This window comes from Sporomusa malonica, assembly GCF_900176355.1.
Classification (GTDB): Bacteria; Bacillota; Negativicutes; order Sporomusales; family Sporomusaceae; genus Sporomusa; species Sporomusa malonica.
Genome location: NZ_FWXI01000042.1, coordinates 1 through 16,126, shown reverse-complemented (window position 1 = coordinate 16,126; position 16,126 = coordinate 1). Strand labels below are relative to the sequence as shown.

Annotated in this window: 15 protein-coding genes and 1 other annotated feature; all 15 genes read right to left on the bottom strand. The window is 45.9% G+C overall.

The window, feature by feature from the left end; genetic code table 11:
- Positions 1 to 89 (bottom strand): GTP-binding protein (locus B9A22_RS26200; RefSeq protein ID WP_139796359.1); only part of this gene is annotated, 89 nt, incomplete at its 3' end.
- A gap of 57 nt (positions 90 to 146) precedes the next feature.
- Positions 147 to 2,225, bottom strand: coding sequence for an elongation factor G (fusA, locus tag B9A22_RS24170; protein ID WP_084578494.1), 2,079 nt, complete (start codon positions 2,223 to 2,225; stop codon positions 147 to 149).
- A gap of 125 nt (positions 2,226 to 2,350) precedes the next feature.
- On the bottom strand, positions 2,351 to 2,821 hold the full coding sequence (gene rpsG, locus B9A22_RS24165; protein WP_084578493.1) for a 30S ribosomal protein S7: 471 nt from the start codon (positions 2,819 to 2,821) through the stop codon (positions 2,351 to 2,353).
- Positions 2,822 to 2,864: 43 nt separating this feature from the next.
- The gene (rpsL, locus tag B9A22_RS24160) at positions 2,865 to 3,245 is read right to left on the bottom strand and encodes a 30S ribosomal protein S12 (protein ID WP_084578492.1); all 381 of its coding nucleotides are present in this window, start codon (positions 3,243 to 3,245) and stop codon (positions 2,865 to 2,867) included.
- A gap of 102 nt (positions 3,246 to 3,347) precedes the next feature.
- Positions 3,348 to 3,602 (bottom strand): ribosomal L7Ae/L30e/S12e/Gadd45 family protein, encoded by a 255-nt coding sequence (locus tag B9A22_RS24155; protein ID WP_176215679.1) that lies wholly within the window; start codon positions 3,600 to 3,602, stop codon positions 3,348 to 3,350.
- A 218-nt stretch (positions 3,603 to 3,820) separates the two neighbouring features.
- Entirely contained in the window at positions 3,821 to 7,792 is a 3,972-nt protein-coding gene (gene rpoC / locus B9A22_RS24150) for a DNA-directed RNA polymerase subunit beta' (protein ID WP_084578491.1), read from the bottom strand.
- Between the two features lie 22 nt (positions 7,793 to 7,814).
- A complete protein-coding gene (gene rpoB, locus B9A22_RS24145) occupies positions 7,815 to 11,627 on the bottom strand; it encodes a DNA-directed RNA polymerase subunit beta (RefSeq protein WP_084578490.1) in 3,813 nt (1,270 codons plus the stop codon).
- A 390-nt stretch (positions 11,628 to 12,017) separates the two neighbouring features.
- Entirely contained in the window at positions 12,018 to 12,389 is a 372-nt protein-coding gene (gene rplL / locus B9A22_RS24140) for a 50S ribosomal protein L7/L12 (RefSeq protein ID WP_084578489.1), read from the bottom strand.
- 56 nt (positions 12,390 to 12,445) lie between these two features.
- The gene (gene rplJ, locus B9A22_RS24135; RefSeq protein WP_084578488.1) at positions 12,446 to 12,976 is read right to left on the bottom strand and encodes a 50S ribosomal protein L10; all 531 of its coding nucleotides are present in this window, start codon (positions 12,974 to 12,976) and stop codon (positions 12,446 to 12,448) included.
- 24 nt (positions 12,977 to 13,000) lie between these two features.
- Positions 13,001 to 13,153, bottom strand: a sequence feature (ribosomal protein L10 leader region).
- Positions 13,154 to 13,175: 22 nt separating this feature from the next.
- Positions 13,176 to 13,880 carry a 50S ribosomal protein L1 gene (gene rplA, locus B9A22_RS24130; protein WP_084578487.1) on the bottom strand — a complete coding sequence of 235 codons (705 nt, stop codon included), beginning with the start codon at positions 13,878 to 13,880 and terminating at the stop codon, positions 13,176 to 13,178.
- Between the two features lie 67 nt (positions 13,881 to 13,947).
- Complete coding sequence (gene rplK, locus B9A22_RS24125; RefSeq protein ID WP_084578486.1) at positions 13,948 to 14,373, bottom strand: 50S ribosomal protein L11; 426 nt, start codon at positions 14,371 to 14,373, stop codon at positions 13,948 to 13,950.
- A 14-nt stretch (positions 14,374 to 14,387) separates the two neighbouring features.
- On the bottom strand, positions 14,388 to 14,930 hold the full coding sequence (gene nusG / locus B9A22_RS24120) for a transcription termination/antitermination protein NusG (protein ID WP_084578485.1): 543 nt from the start codon (positions 14,928 to 14,930) through the stop codon (positions 14,388 to 14,390).
- A gap of 37 nt (positions 14,931 to 14,967) precedes the next feature.
- Positions 14,968 to 15,183: a preprotein translocase subunit SecE gene (secE, locus tag B9A22_RS24115; protein ID WP_084578484.1), complete on the bottom strand. Its 216-nt coding sequence runs from the start codon at positions 15,181 to 15,183 to the stop codon at positions 14,968 to 14,970.
- A 90-nt stretch (positions 15,184 to 15,273) separates the two neighbouring features.
- Positions 15,274 to 15,423 carry a 50S ribosomal protein L33 gene (gene rpmG / locus B9A22_RS24110; protein ID WP_075752794.1) on the bottom strand — a complete coding sequence of 50 codons (150 nt, stop codon included), beginning with the start codon at positions 15,421 to 15,423 and terminating at the stop codon, positions 15,274 to 15,276.
- Between the two features lie 223 nt (positions 15,424 to 15,646).
- Positions 15,647 to 16,126 (bottom strand): EF-Tu C-terminal domain-related protein (locus B9A22_RS24105; RefSeq protein WP_245824128.1); only part of this gene is annotated, 480 nt, incomplete at its 5' end.

Sequence of the window (16,126 nt, the reverse complement as noted above, 5' to 3'; positions counted from 1 at the left end):
GCTGTCAGCGAGGTTTTGCCATGGTCAACGTGACCGATGGTGCCAATGTTAACGTGCGGCTTGTTTCTTTCAAACTTTTTCTTAGCCATTTGAGTATTACCTCCTAAGTTTATTACTTTTAAAGATTTAACAATTAAGTAAGCGAGTTATGCACCCTTATTTTTAGCAGCAATAACTTCGGCGATATTCTTAGGCACTTCTTCATAATGGTCAAATTCCATTGAATAGTTGCCACGGCCTTGGGTTTTTGAACGAAGGTCTGTGGAGTAACCGAACATTTCAGAAAGCGGCACAAACGCTCTTATCGATTGTGCGCCAGAACGGGCTTCCATACCTTCGATGCGGCCCCGGCGGGAGTTTAAGTCGCCGATAACATCGCCCATGTAATCTTCAGGTACAATAACTTCAACTTTCATATATGGTTCAAGGATAACTGGTGTCGCCTTGACACAACCAGCCTTGAAGCCCATTGAGCCAGCAATTTTAAACGCCATTTCCGAAGAGTCAACATCATGGTAAGAACCGTCAACAACAGTTACCTTAATATCAACCATCGGATATCCAGCAGATACCCCAGTCTCCATAGCTTCTTTGATACCAGCTTCAATCGGGTTAATGAATTCTCTAGGAATAGCACCACCGACAACTTTGTTTTCAAAGATAAAGCCTTGGCCTGGTTCAAGCGGCTCAATTTGCAGCCAGCAGTGACCGTATTGACCACGGCCGCCAGACTGACGAACAAACTTGCCTTCAGATTTAACAGGTTTACGGATGGTTTCACGGTAGGCAACCTGAGGTTTACCCACATTGCATTCAACCTTGAACTCTCTGAGCATCCTGTCAACAATGATTTCAAGGTGCAGTTCGCCCATACCAGAGATAATGGTCTGGCCGGTTTCTTGGTCGGTGTACATCTTAAAGGTAGGATCTTCTTCAGCAAGACGATTGAGCGCAACACCCATTTTTTCTTGGTCAGCCTTAGTCTTCGGTTCAACGGCTATCGAGATAACCGGGTCAGGGAAGACCATGGATTCAAGAATAATGACGTTTTTGTCGTCGCACAGAGTATCACCGGTAGTAGTATCTTTTAGGCCTACAGCAGCGGCTATATCACCAGTGTAAACCACTTCAATTTCTTCGCGGTGATTAGCATGCATCTGAAGAATCCGTCCAATGCGCTCGCGTTTTCCTTTTGTGGAGTTATACACATAAGAACCAGAAGCCAACTGACCAGAATATACTCTAAAGAAGGCTAACTTGCCGACATATGGGTCAGCCATAATTTTGAAGGCTAACGCCGAGAACGGTAGGCTATCATCAGCCGCGCGCTCATCTTCTTCGCCGCTATCAGGCTTAACGCCTTTGATGGCAGGAATATCTGTTGGCGCAGGCATATAGGCAATAACAGCATCTAGCAGCGGCTGCACACCTTTATTTTTGTAAGACGACCCGCATATTACAGGTGTCATTTTGCAGGCAATGGTCGCCCTACGAATAGCTGATTTGATTTCCTCAATAGTGAGTTCTTCACCCTCAAGGTATTTCATCATCAGTTCATCGTCGCTTTCTGCGACAGCGTCCAAGAGGTTTTGACGATAGAGTTCAGCGTTTTCCATCATATCTTCAGGAATTTCGCTAGCCTCACTCACCTTACCAAGGTCATCGGTGTAAATAACAGCCTTCATGTCAATAAGATCGACAAAGCCTTTAAAGGTATCTTCAAACCCAATTGGTAATTGGATCGGCACTGCATTAGCACCTAGACGACCCTTCATCATATCGACAACCCGGTAGAAATCAGCACCGGTGATATCCATTTTGTTTACATACGCCATACGGGGAACGCCATACTTGTCAGCTTGACGCCACACAGTTTCAGACTGGGGCTCCACGCCACCTTTGGCACAAAATACCGCAACCGAGCCATCAAGCACTCTGAGCGAACGTTCTACTTCAACTGTAAAGTCCACGTGGCCTGGTGTGTCAATGATGTTAATACGATGACCTTCCCATTGGGCTGTAGTGGCCGCCGAGGTAATGGTTATACCTCTTTCTTGTTCCTGCACCATCCAGTCCATAGTCGCAGCGCCATCATGCACTTCACCAATCTTGTGTACTCTGCCGGTATAAAACAGTATGCGTTCGGTCGTAGTGGTCTTGCCAGCGTCTATATGCGCCATGATGCCGATGTTCCGCGTCTTTTCGAGAGGAAACTTTCGGGCCACTATTTTCACTCCTTAATATCGCGAGTTCGAATATTCGTTGCTCGTATATTCGATTTTAAAGACGGGTTGCTTACGCAACCCCTTTGCTTTTCGAACAACGAACCTCAAACTTCGAACTTCGATTTTTACCAGCGATAATGTGCAAAAGCCTTATTGGCTTCGGCCATTTTATGGGTGTCTTCACGCTTCTTAACAGACGCGCCAGTATTGTTGGCTGCATCCATTAATTCTGAAGCAAGGCGTTCGTGCATGGTCTTTTCACCGCGATTGCGGGAATAGTTAACCAACCAGCGAATACCAAGCGACATTTTGCGATCAGGCCGCACTTCAACAGGCACTTGATAGTTGGCTCCACCTACACGGCGAGCACGAACTTCGAGAACCGGCATAACGTTTTTCAACGCTGTCTCGAATACTTCCATCGGATCTTTGCCGGTTTTGGCGCGAATGGCTTCAAACGCGTCATATACAATGTTTTCGGCAACGCCTTTCTTGCCGTCATACATCAATTTGTTAATAAATCTAGTTACCAGCTTGGAGCTATATACCGGATCCGGCAATACATCCCGCTTGGGAACAGCACCTTTTCTTGGCATCAGTATCCCTCCTTTTTACAAAACTCTGCAGAAGTTCTAGCAGCTATTTCTTGGCAACGGCCTTTTTGGCACCGTATTTTGAACGGCCTTGGCTGCGTTTGGCAACACCGGCGGTGTCAAGAGCGCCGCGAATAATGTGATAACGTACGCCTGGCAAATCTTTTACCCTGCCACCACGGATAAGTACAACCGAGTGTTCCTGTAGGTTGTGACCGATACCCGGAATGTAGGCAGTTACTTCGATACCATTAGTTAAGCGTACACGGGCAACTTTGCGGAGTGCAGAGTTAGGTTTTTTCGGAGTAGTTGTATATACTCTCGTGCATACGCCACGTTTTTGCGGACTTTCTTTAAGTGCAGGAGCAGTGGACTTTTGCACTAGTGACTCCCGGCTTTTGCGCACTAACTGACTAATTGTTGGCATTTATTAAGCGCACCTCCTTCCCCAATCTCGTTATTTATTATTAAAAACTTCACCCACTGCTTTCAGCAGGCAAAATTATTAACGACTTGTCCTTGAAATCACCTATTTTAAGACAGCTACGGCTGCGGCTCCAACTTCGATACCGCAAGCCTTTCCAAGCTCAATCATAGTTGCTGCTTCATCAAGCTGTATTCCCATTTGGGCGCACAGCTGCGCAAGCGGCGCTACCACCCGACGGTCGGCATCATTAGCAAGGTATACCTTAATGGCCAGACCTTTTTCCACAGCCCGCGCTGTTTGTTTAGCGCCAATGGCCTTCTTGGCAGTCTTTAAGCCCTCAAGTTCCTGACCACTCACGACTTCCAACTCCTTCGGGTAAATAAGCAATGTTCACAAGGCACTCTAATATATTAACATTTCGAATTTCAAATGTCAATAAACTATTAGAGTTTCTGCGCACATTTAAATACACTAAACCGGGTGTATCATAAATAGCAAATACACCCCTTAATACATCAAGACTGGGAATGATTTTACACCACTCCCAGTCTTAGTATATCTAACTATTTTTATCCTTATTCGCCAATTAAATCCTCTGGCTTCGACAGTGATGAAACAGTTTTCAGTCGAACATTGCGGTAACGGCTCATGCCGGTACCAGCCGGAATAAGTTTGCCGATAATTACATTTTCCTTAAGCCCCAGGAGCGGATCGACTTTGCCTTTGATGGCAGCTTCGGTAAGCACGCGTGTCGTTTCCTGGAAGGACGCAGCAGATAAGAAAGAATCTGTAGCCAACGACGCCTTTGTAATACCAAGGAGTATCGGCCTAGCTATTGCCGGCTCGCCGCCTGCTTCAATAGCCTTAGCATTTTCCTCTTCAAAGGTATTAAGATCAATATATTCGCCTGGAAGAACATCGGTATCACCGGCTTCTTCCACCTTGACTTTGTGCATCATCTGGCGAACCATGACTTCGATATGCTTATCGTTAATTTCAACACCCTGAGATTTATATACTTTTTGAACTTCATATACCAGATAGCGCTGGGTGGCTTTTAGCCCACTAACCCGCAGAATATCATGGGGATTTACCGCGCCTTCTGTCAGACGGTCGCCCGCTTCAACGGTTTGCCCGTCATTGACAATAAGCCTTGCACCATAAGGTACTTGGTAGACACGTTCTTCACCCAGTGAAGCATCTGACGGAAAGATTGTAACTCGACGCATACCTTTAATCTCTTTTACCTCTACCCGGCCATCAACTTCGGTAATAATGGCTTGGCGTTTAGGTTTACGGGCTTCAAACAATTCTTCTACCCGCGGCAGACCTTGAGTAATATCATCACCAGCGACACCGCCGGTATGGAACGTTCTCATGGTAAGCTGGGTACCAGGTTCACCGATGGACTGAGCAGCGATAATGCCGACAGCTTCACCGACATCTACCATATGGCTTGTGCCCAGGTTGCGTCCATAGCAATTGATACATACGCCAAACCGTGACCGGCAGGTAAGTACTGATCGGATAGAGACCTTCTCACGTACTTTGACAACCTCGTCTGCCAACTCTTCGGTTATCAGCTCATTAATTTTAACCACGGTTTCACCAGTGGCTGGATTAACAATATCTTCAGCCGACATTCTGCCAACAATCCGGTCTTTGAGTGTTTCAATAACACCAGAGCCTTCTTTGATTGCTTCAACCTCGATACCCCTGATGTTGTTGTTACGGACTTTCACTTCTTTGACAGAGCTAGCTAAAACAGCCTCAATGTGTTCTTCAGTGAAAGGCGTATCAGCAGGAACAAGCTCTACACCATCACTGGTTTTGATGGCTTCGGTTGTATTTTTGCCTAGCATTTCCCGTACCATAGCTTCTTTAAGAGCAGCGCGCACTTTTGCTTCAGGCGCACCAAGAGCAATGGTTTCGGCAGCAACGACACGACAGACATCTTCCTCAGTTTCGTCCGTTTGACCCTGAATAATGATTTCAGGTACACCGCGTTCACCAATAAGACGCAGGTTATCATCATTAAGCAGTGTTCCGTGAGGTAAAAGGATGTCTGCTGTTTTAGGATCATACACCTCTTGGGCCAGGATACGGCCAACAAGCGTATCGCGGAGCATGTCAATGGCACCAGCGCTTGATTGGGCCAGGCGCGCCCGCTCACGCACAAGGTTGAGTCCCACGATATCACAGTCTTCCTCGCGAACAATCACATCCTGAGCTACGTCAACCAAACGGCGTGTGAGGTAACCTGAGTCAGCTGTACGGAGCGCGGTATCAGCCAAGCCTTTACGCGCACCATGCGTAGAGATAAAGTACTCTAATACTGTTAAGCCTTCACGGAAGTTAGCTTTAATGGGAAGATCGATGATTCGTCCGGACGGGTCAGCCATAAGGCCGCGCATACCGGCTAACTGACGAATCTGCTGAATGTTACCACGAGCACCTGAGTTTGCCATCATATAGACTGGGTTAAACCGGTCTAAAGTGGCCATCATAGCGGCAGTAACATCATCAGTAGCTTTAGTCCACAGGTCAATCGTCTTTTTGTACCGCTCATCATCGGTAATCAAACCACGGCGGAACTGCTTATCAATGGTATTAACTTTTTCTTCGGCCGCTGCCAATATATCTTTCTTTTCGGCTGGAATCTTGATATCTGAGATAGCAACTGTTATCCCAGCGCGGCAGGCAAACGAGAAACCAAGGCGCTTAACGGCATCTAAGACAACTGCTGTTTTGGCATTGCCAAAAATACGGTAAGAATCAGCAACAAGGCGGCCAAGCTGCTTTTTATCCATCAGCTTACCGAGGTGCCATTCTTCGCCCCTTTTTTCATAATGCCTAATTTCAGGCGGCAAAACTTCATTGAAAATCAGCCTGCCAATAGTAGTATGAACTAGGCCATAGCCCTCAATACGCATTCTGAGTTTTTCATGTAAGCCTAACGTCTTATGGTGGTAGGCTAGCAAAGCTTCGTTCATGTTGGCAAAGGCTCTTAAGTGGCCATCTTCAGGGTCTTTCTCAATGGTCAGGTAGTATGCTCCCAATACCATATCCTGAGTAGGCGTAGCTACCGGCCTGCCATCTTTTGTTGACAAAATGTTGTGGGCTGACAGCATAAGCATGCGGGCTTCGGCCTGAGCTTCAGCTGACAAGGGCACGTGTACCGCCATTTGGTCGCCGTCAAAGTCGGCGTTGTATGCTGTACAGACCAAAGGATGGATTTTAATGGCCCGGCCTTCGGAAAGTACCGGCTCAAAGGCTTGGATGCCCAGCCTATGCAAAGTTGGCGCACGGTTTAAGAGTACCGGATGCTCTTTAATAACTTCTTCGAGTACATCCCAAACCTCTGGACGTACCCTTTCTACCATACGCTTAGCGCTTTTAATATTATGAGCATGACCTGCGTTGACCAGCTTTTTCATGACAAAAGGCTTAAATAATTCTAGCGCCATTTCTTTAGGCAAGCCGCATTGGTGCATCTTAAGTTCCGGACCAACTACGATAACCGAACGGCCAGAGTAGTCTACACGTTTACCTAAGAGGTTCTGTCGAAAACGCCCTTGCTTACCTTTGAGCATATCGCTCAAAGACTTTAAGGGGCGGTTGCCAGGACCGGTAACCGGACGGCCGCGGCGGCCATTGTCGATCAGAGCGTCAACGGCTTCTTGCAGCATACGTTTCTCGTTGCGAACAATGATATCCGGTGCACCTAAGTCTAAGAGGCGTTTTAAACGGTTGTTACGATTGATTACCCGGCGGTACAAGTCGTTTAAATCTGAAGTGGCAAACCGCCCACCGTCAAGCTGTACCATTGGCCGCAATTCAGGCGGAATAACCGGGGTCACATCCATGATCATCCATGCCGGATTATTGCCAGACTTACGGAAAGCCTCAGAAACTTCCAAGCGTCGAATCGCCCGGATTTTACGTTGGCCGCTTACCTCTTTTAGTTCTTGCCTGAGTTCACGGCTCATTTTTTCTAAATCGAGCTCTTCTAAGAGCTTCTTAATGGCTTCGGCACCCATGCCAACTTTAAACGCACTGCCATATTTGTCACGATGTTCACGGTACTCGTTTTCGTTTAAAAGCTGTTTTTTCATGAGCGGGGTGTCACCTGGGTCGAGCACGATATAGGAGGCAAAGTATAAAACTTTCTCCAGCGAGCGCGGGGAAATATCAAGAATAAGTCCCATCCGACTAGGTATACCTTTAAAGTACCAGATATGGGAAACAGGCGCTGCCAATTCAATATGACCCATCCGGTCACGCCGGACTTTAGACCGGGTTACTTCTACGCCGCAACGGTCGCAAATAATGCCTTTATAGCGAATCCGCTTATACTTACCGCAATGACACTCCCAGTCCCGGGTCGGTCCAAAGATCTTTTCGCAAAACAGACCCTCGCGCTCCGGCTTGAGCGTACGGTAATTAATAGTTTCAGGCTTTTTTACTTCGCCATGCGACCACTTGCGGATTTGCTCCGGTGACGCCAGACCAATACGCATCGAATCAAAGTTATTTACGTCCAACAAGGGGATTATCGCTCCCTTCTAACTAGTCCAGATCCTCGTCTTCTATAATGTCTTCCATATAGTCACGGGGATTAGACTTTTTAGCATTTTCCTTGAGCTTCTTCGCATTGCTCTTTTGAGGCTGGAAATCAAATTCTTCTTCATCTGCCCGTTGTGCAATATCAGGGTCCATCTCGCCAATTTCAGCGATAATGTCAAGCTCTTCTTCCAACGGTTCAATATCATCATTGGCTTCAAGTTCATCGACCACATCGCTCTCGAAATCCGTCTTTTTGCGTTCAACGGGAGCTTTGGGCACATCATCGCCAATATTGAGTTCTAATTCCTTAGCTGTTTCGTTAATGTCTTCATCTGAATCACGAATCATAATTTCCTGGGCATCTTCAGTCAGTATTTTAACATCAAGACCAATACTTTGGAGCTCTTTGATCAATACCTTGAAGGATTCGGGTACTCCCGGCTCAGGCACGTTTTCACCTTTAACAATGGCCTCATAGGTTTTTACGCGACCAACAACATCGTCAGATTTGACAGTCAAGAGTTCTTGCAGGGTATAGGCTGCACCATATGCTTCCAGTGCCCAAACCTCCATCTCACCAAAACGCTGACCGCCAAACTGGGCTTTACCGCCCAGAGGCTGCTGAGTAACAAGCGAGTACGGGCCAGTTGAACGGGCATGGATTTTATCATCAACCAAATGAGCCAATTTGAGCATATACACATAGCCAACAGTTACGTGGTTGTCAAATTGTTCTCCTGTCCTGCCATCATAAAGCGCTGTTTTGCCATCCTCTGACAAGCCTGCTGCTTTGAGCGTCTTGATGACTTCAGTTTCAGTGGCACCATCAAATACCGGTGTTGCCAAATGAATGCCGGCTTTATCAGGCTGAGGCATACCATGTTTCTCGAGATCATAGTTGATTTCTTTCAGACGTTCGATCAAGGTTGGGTCACCCATCTTGACCTGCATACCAATTGCGGCAGCGGCACGGCCTAAGTGGGTTTCAAGTACCTGACCGATATTCATCCGGGACGGTACACCCAATGGGTTCAATACGACTTGTACTGGTGTGCCATCAGGTAGGAAAGGCATATCTTCCTTAGGCATTATCCGGGAAACTACCCCTTTGTTACCATGACGACCGGCCATTTTATCGCCTTCGGAGATCTTCCGTTTTTGGGCGATATAGCACCGTACCAGTTGGTTAACTCCTGGCGGCAATTCGTCACCATTCTCTCGGGTAAAGACTTTTACGTCAACGATCTTTCCCGCTTCACCATGTGGTACTCTGAGCGAGGTATCACGAACCTCACGTGCTTTTTCACCAAAGATAGCCCTAAGGAGACGTTCTTCCGCAGTCAGTTCAGTTTCGCCTTTAGGCGTTACTTTGCCAACTAGGATGTCACCTGGCCGCACTTCAGCGCCGACGCGGATAATACCACGGTCATCAAGGTCACGCAGCACATCTTCCGCAACATTTGGAATATCGCGGGTAATTTCTTCAGGTCCAAGTTTGGTATCACGAGCATCACATTCATATTCTTCAATATGTATGGACGTAAATACATCTTCTTTAACCAAGTCCTGGCTTAAGAGGATAGCATCCTCGTAATTGTAACCTTCCCAGGGCATAAATGCCACAAGCACATTATAACCCAGTGCCAGTTCACCTTTATCTGTTGATGGGCCATCTGCCAGCACTTGGCCCTTAACAATCTGCTCACCTTTATATACGATAGGCCTTTGGTTAATGCAAGTACCTTGGTTAGATCTAAGATATTTGAGCAACTTATAGGTATCAAGCCCGCCTTTTTCAGTGCGGATATGAATTTCTGTTGCTGTTACTTTTTCGATGACGCCAGCGTTTTTCGCTAAAATTACAACCCCTGAGTCACGGGCAGCTTTGTACTCCATACCCGTACCAATAAGCGGTGCCTGGGTTCTAAGAAGCGGCACAGCCTGACGTTGCATGTTAGCCCCCATTAGGGCCCGGTTGGCGTCGTCGTTTTCCAGGAAAGGAATCATCGCTGTAGCAATCGACACTACCTGTTTCGGCGAGACGTCCATGTAGTCGACCTTTTCAGCCGGAACTACCAAGGTTTCATGTTTGTAACGGCAGATAACACGCGGAGATTTAAACCAGCCGTTTTCATCAAGCGCTTCATTGGCCTGAGCGATGATCATCTCATCTTCCTCATCAGCCGTCAGATACATTACATCATCTGTTACTTGATGCCCACTTTTATTGACTTTACGATATGGTGTCTCGATAAAGCCAAATTCATTAATTCTGCCAAAGGTCGACAGCGAGCCGATAAGTCCGATATTCGGACCTTCTGGGGTCTCAATCGGACACATCCGGCCATAGTGAGAATGGTGAACGTCGCGGACTTCGAAACCGGCGCGTTCCCGGCTAAGACCACCAGGGCCCAGGGCGCTCAGACGCCGTTTATGAGTAAGTTCTGCCAGCGGATTGGTCTGATCCATAAACTGTGACAACTGGCTGGAACCAAAAAATTCTTTTATCGCGGCAACGACAGGTCTGATGTTGATGAGAGCCTGCGGTGTAATTACGTCGATATCCTGGATAGTCATACGTTCTTTGACTACCCGTTCCATCCGGGCCAAGCCAATACGGAACTGATTTTGTAGCAGTTCCCCGACAGAACGAAGACGACGGTTGCCTAAATGGTCAATATCATCAGTAGTACCATGACCATCCATTAAATTAAGAAGATAGCTGATTGCAGCAATAATATCCTCTCTGGTAATGGTTCGATGAGTAAATGGCAATACTGAGTTTAGTATTAACTTTACCGGAGTACCATCTTTTTGTTTGATCCAAGCTTCGTGCTTACCGGTGCCCTTAAAGACTTCGGCGGCTGCAATGCGATCAAGAACAGCTTCTTCGAGGACTGTGTTTTCTTCGACGACGATCTCACCGGTTTCTTTATCAACCAGTGGTTGACCGAGGGTCTTTCCTAATAGCCGCCGGCGCCATCCTAACTTTTTACCAAGCTTATAGCGCCCAACAGTAGCCAAGTCGTAACGCTTAGAATCAAAAAATAGCGATTCTAACAGTTGAGCTGCGTTTTCCACTGTAGGCGGTTCACCCGGACGCAGGCGTTTATAGATTTCGACAAGAGCCTCTTCCCGAGAGTCTGTATTGTCCCGCTCCAATGTTGCCCGGATACGTACATCATCATTGAAGAGTTCGGAAATTATACCGTTTGACACAAACCCTAATGAACGAATGAGAACAGTGACAGGCAGCTTACGCGTACGGTCTACTCTGACTGATACAACATCATTCGCGTCAGTCTCAAGCTCTAGCCATGCACCACGATTGGGGATAACGGTAGCATTGTACAATTTCTTACCAGTCGTATCAATTGACTCGCCGTAGTATACGCCTGGCGAGCGCACCAACTGGCTGACGATAACCCGCTCGGCACCATTAATTATAAATGTACCATTGTCAGTCATGAGCGGGAAATCGCCCATAAATACTTCCTGCTCTTTTATCTCCTGCGTTTCTTTGTTGTACAGCCGGACGCTGACGCGAAGCGGAGCGGCAAAAGTAACATCCCGCTCTTTGCACTCTTCTACATCATATTTAGGTTCGCCCAGTGTAAAGTTTTCAAAGGACAGGACCAGGTTGCCGGTAAAGTCCTGGATTGGAGAGATATCACGAAATATCTCCTGTAAGCCTTCCTTAAGAAACCAGTTGTACGAATTCTTCTGAATTTCGATAAGGTTGGGCATGTCCAGCACTTCGTTAATTTTGGCGTAACTATACCTGAACCTTTTGCCCACCGGAACAGGATTAAACATTCACCCATTCACCCCTTAGCCATTTTACACTGACATACATTGCGTCATCACACTCCACATAAAGTAAGACTTTTGCGCAAATACTAAGCCAGCCAAATGAATAATAAAAATACAAAACAAGCAAGGTTCTATATATTAGTTAAGGACCTTGCTTTTTTTCGATGAAAAACGATTCATCCTCCATTATATTACTATTTCCTGCCATTCCAGAATTTATACAGGCTTCAAACCAAAAAACAGTCTACCAAGATATAGAAATATAAACAGGTACCGCGATATATAATGGTATCATATAATATTTGTTAAGTCAAGAAAAAATAGACAAAAATGGTTAATCATTTCAAATTCAAAAGGAGCACCCATTAAGGTGCTCCTCATAAATTAAGCTAATTACTTAACTTCTACAGTTGCGCCAGCTTCAACAAGCTTAGCTTTGAGGGCTTCGGCATCAGCTTTGGAGATTTTTTCTTTAACTGCTTTAGGAGCGCCGTCAACCAGATCTTTGGCTTCTTTCAGACCAAGGCCGGTAACTTCGCGTACAACTTTGATAACATTGATTTTGCCAGCGCCAGGGCTGGTCAGGATTACGTCAAACTCGGTTTGTTCTTCAGCAGCAGGAGCAGCGGCAGCAGCAGGAGCAGCAGCCATAGCCATAGGAGCAGCAGCAGATACACCGAATTTTTCTTCAAGAGCTTTTACCAGTTCGGAAAGTTCGAGGACAGTCATTTGCTCAATGGCTTCCATAATTTGTTCTTTAGTCATTTTAAAAATACCTCCATAAATTTCATTTAAATATTATTTTAGGAAAACAGGATGCTTTACGCTGATTCTTTTTGTTGACGAACAGCGTCAAGCGCATATACCAGATTGCGCATAGTACCGGAAAGTACGTTGACAAACCCGGCGATAGGGGCCTGCATACCAGCCAAAACCTGAGCGATAAGTACTTCGCGCGCGGGCAGACTGGCCAAAGCCTTAACACCACTAGCGTCAATCACTTTGCCTTCAACTAGGCCAGCTTTTACCTCCAGAGCTTGCAATTTGTTTTCCTTTACAAACTCGGAAATAACTTTAGCCGGAGCTACAGGATCGCTATAAGACATAGCGATTGCTGTCGGGCCTTCGAGGTAAGAATCAAGACCCTCGATGCCAGCTTCTTTAGCAGCAATGCGAGTCAGAGTATTTTTAAATACCCGGTATTCTACACCTGCTTCACGCAGCTTGCGGCGGAGTTTGGTATCCTGAGCCACAGTTAAGCCACGGTAGTTGGTAAGAACGGCACCTTTGGTAGCGCTAAGCTTTTCTTTAAGTTCTGCAACCGACTGCTGTTTTTCTTGAGTTACAGCCATTTATATTACACCTCCTTTGGATAGTATCAAAATTAAAAAGCGGCCTCTAGTGTAAACACACCGGAGGCCGCATTATAACTAATTTAATAGCTACACGCTGCAAATCCCCGGCCTCGGTAGGCAAGCTTAACGCTTTTTATCAATACCTACTGTCTACAGCCTCATAATATTCATCTCTGAATATTATTCTATATTAATGTTATTCTTTTTTGCCGGGAGCTTTGAGCGGGTTAACTTTAACGCCAGGACCCATTGTTGAGCTTAAGGAAATGTTCCGCATATACTGACCTTTGGCAGCAGCGGGCTTAACCTTAATCAATGTATCAATCAGGGTGTGGAAGTTTTTGAGCAGTTTTTCACTATCGAAAGATACTTTACCGATAGGAGCATGGATGTTACCAGCTTTGTCGGTACGGTATTCTATCTTACCAGCCTTGATTTCATTGATAGCACGTGTTACGTCAAGAGTAACAGTACCTACCTTAGGGTTAGGCATTAAACCCCGAGGACCAAGGATTTTACCAAGACGGCCAACCATACCCATCATATCCGGCGTGGCTACTGCAACATCAAAATCAGCCCAGCCACCCTGGATTTTTTCCACAATGTCTTCAGCGCCTACAATGTCTGCGCCAGCGGTTTCTGCCTCTTTGGCTTTTTCGCCTTTAGCGAAAACTAATACCCGTTTAGTCTTACCAGTACCATGCGGCAGCACAACAGCGCCACGCACCTGCTGGTCGGCATGTTTCGGGTCAACGCCCAGTTTGACGGCAACTTCTACAGTTTGATCAAACTTAGCACTAGCAGTTTTCTTAACAAGTTCTACCGCTTCTTCAGGATCATACAGCTTATCCAGTTCGATAAGCTTAGCGGCCTCAATGTACTTTTTACCATGTTTCGGCATGTTAGTTTTCCTCCTTTGTGGTAATAACGGAAGTACTTAGTCCTCCCACGTAAAACCGCCACTATAATTAGTCGACGATTTCAATACCCATACTCCGGGCAGTCCCTTCAATCATCCGCATAGCAGCTTCAACGCTAGCGGCATTAAGATCTTGCATTTTGGATTCGGCAATTTCCCGAACCTTATCCCGGTTAACTTTGGCAACCTTCTTTTTGTTAGGTTCGCCAGAAGCAGTTTCAATACCAGCAGCTTTTTTCAGAAGAATTGGAGCTGGTGGGGTTTTGGTAATAAAGGTAAATGACCTATCTTCAAATACCGTAATTTCCACCGGAATGATAAGACCAGCTTGTTTGGCCGTTCTTTCATTAAATTCCTTAACGAACGCCATGATATTGACGCCAGCCTGACCAAGTGCCGGACCTACGGGAGGAGCCGGAGTGGCTTTACCAGCGGGAACTTGCAGTTTTACAAGCTTTACAACCTTTTTAGCCATTAAATTACACCTCCTTAATCAACTTTCGCAACCTGAGTAAAATCAAGCTCTACAGGTGTTTCACGCCCGAACATGTTGACAAGCACTTTGAGCTTGCCCTTGTCAGGGTTGATGTCCACTACAGTAGCTGTCCAATTTTCAAAAGCACCTGAAGTGATACGCACCAATTGAGTGAGCTCAATATCAATTTTCGGCTTAGCTTCTTCTATTCCCATTGACTTGAGGATGTGTTTGACTTCACTTTCACTCAGCGGAATAGGCTTGGTTCCAGACCCGACAAAACCAGTAACACCCGGCGTGTTGCGAACAACATACCAAGACCGGTCAGTTACAATCATTTCTACCAAAACATACCCGGGGAAAACTTTTTTCTTGGCAATTTTCTTCTTGCCATCTTTTATTTCCACTTCATCTTCCATAGGTACAAGCACCCGGAAAACTTCGCTTTCCATTGCCATGGAATGAACTTTTTTCTCCAGATTGGTTTTTACCTTGTTTTCATAACCGGAATATGTATGGATAACATACCAGTGTTTTTCGAGTTTTTCGGATTCCATAGCCTCAAGGGACGCGATACGCCCCCCACCCCCTAGTCTACTTGATGATAGCCTTTAGCATCTGGGTGAAAGAAGCATCAATCAACCAGATCAGGGCCGCAACAACAGCAACCGTTACAAATACAATCCCTGTATAGGAAATAAGTTCTGATTTGCCTGGCCATGTTACTTTTTTAAGTTCAGCTTTTACTTCCCGCAAAAATTTCTTCCAGCGCGATGTATTCGTCTGGACAGCTGTTTCCTGAGCGGCCATTATCTCACATCCTGTACGTACATTTTGGCAGGAGCGGCAGGACTTTGAACTACACCCCTACTCATTGCAGTAAGCATAACTATAATATGCTTACTTTGTTTCTTTGTGCGGAGTCTGTTTTTTGCAAAATTTGCAGTATTTGTTGAACTCCAATCTATCCGGGTCGTTTTTCTTGTTTTTATTGGTCTGATAATTGCGTTGTTTGCATTCTGTGCAGGCCAATGTTACCGCGTTGCGCATCCTGTACACCTCTCTTACCAGTAAATATAGCGCTGTGGTCTCTATTCTCGGACAATCTTCTCTTAAATGTCACTAATACAATTTATCATAATTATATCGCCATGTCAATAGCCCACAGGCTCGGGTATGTCAATAAATAAAGCAGGGTATTCCCCCCCGCCTTATTTATTCTATCATATAAAATTTAATTTATACATTTTTGTACTAATTACGGCCTTGCCTCTTACTTAATAATCGCGGTAACAACACCAGCGCCAACAGTACGGCCGCCTTCACGAATAGCGAAACGCAGACCTTCTTCGATAGCAATCGGTGTAATCAGCGCAATATTCATTTGAATATTGTCGCCAGGCATTACCATTTCTACGCCTTCTGGCAAAGTAACAACACCAGTTACGTCAGTTGTCCGGAAGTAGAACTGTGGGCGGTAACCGTTAAAGAACGGGGTATGACGACCACCTTCTTCTTTGGACAGTACATATACTTCGGATTTGTATTCAGTGTGTGGCTTAATGGAACCAGGCTTGGCCAGTACTTGACCACGCTCGATATCTTTACGCTCAACACCACGGAGCAGGGCGCCAATGTTGTCACCAGCAACTGCTTGGTCTAAGAGTTTACGGAACATTTCTACGCCGGTTACTACAGTGGATTTAGGCTTTTCAGTCATACCAACGATTTCGATGGTCTCACTGACTTTTAC

What these genes read in the sequence shown, in the direction of transcription:
- rpsG (WP_084578493.1), bottom strand. Translation starts at nt 2,821, where the DNA reads ATGCCAAGAAAAGGTGCTGTTCCCAAGCGGGATGTATTGCCGGATCCG.
- rpsL (WP_084578492.1), bottom strand. Translation starts at nt 3,245, where the DNA reads ATGCCAACAATTAGTCAGTTAGTGCGCAAAAGCCGGGAGTCACTAGTG.
- rpoB (WP_084578490.1), bottom strand. Translation starts at nt 11,627, where the DNA reads ATGTTTAATCCTGTTCCGGTGGGCAAAAGGTTCAGGTATAGTTACGCC.
- rplL (WP_084578489.1), bottom strand. Translation starts at nt 12,389, where the DNA reads ATGACTAAAGAACAAATTATGGAAGCCATTGAGCAAATGACTGTCCTC.
- rplJ (WP_084578488.1), bottom strand. Translation starts at nt 12,976, where the DNA reads ATGGCTGTAACTCAAGAAAAACAGCAGTCGGTTGCAGAACTTAAAGAA.
- rplA (WP_084578487.1), bottom strand. Translation starts at nt 13,880, where the DNA reads ATGCCGAAACATGGTAAAAAGTACATTGAGGCCGCTAAGCTTATCGAA.
- rplK (WP_084578486.1), bottom strand. Translation starts at nt 14,373, where the DNA reads ATGGCTAAAAAGGTTGTAAAGCTTGTAAAACTGCAAGTTCCCGCTGGT.
- nusG (WP_084578485.1), bottom strand. Translation starts at nt 14,930, where the DNA reads ATGGAATCCGAAAAACTCGAAAAACACTGGTATGTTATCCATACATAT.
- secE (WP_084578484.1), bottom strand. Translation starts at nt 15,183, where the DNA reads ATGGCCGCTCAGGAAACAGCTGTCCAGACGAATACATCGCGCTGGAAG.
- rpmG (WP_075752794.1), bottom strand. Translation starts at nt 15,423, where the DNA reads ATGCGCAACGCGGTAACATTGGCCTGCACAGAATGCAAACAACGCAAT.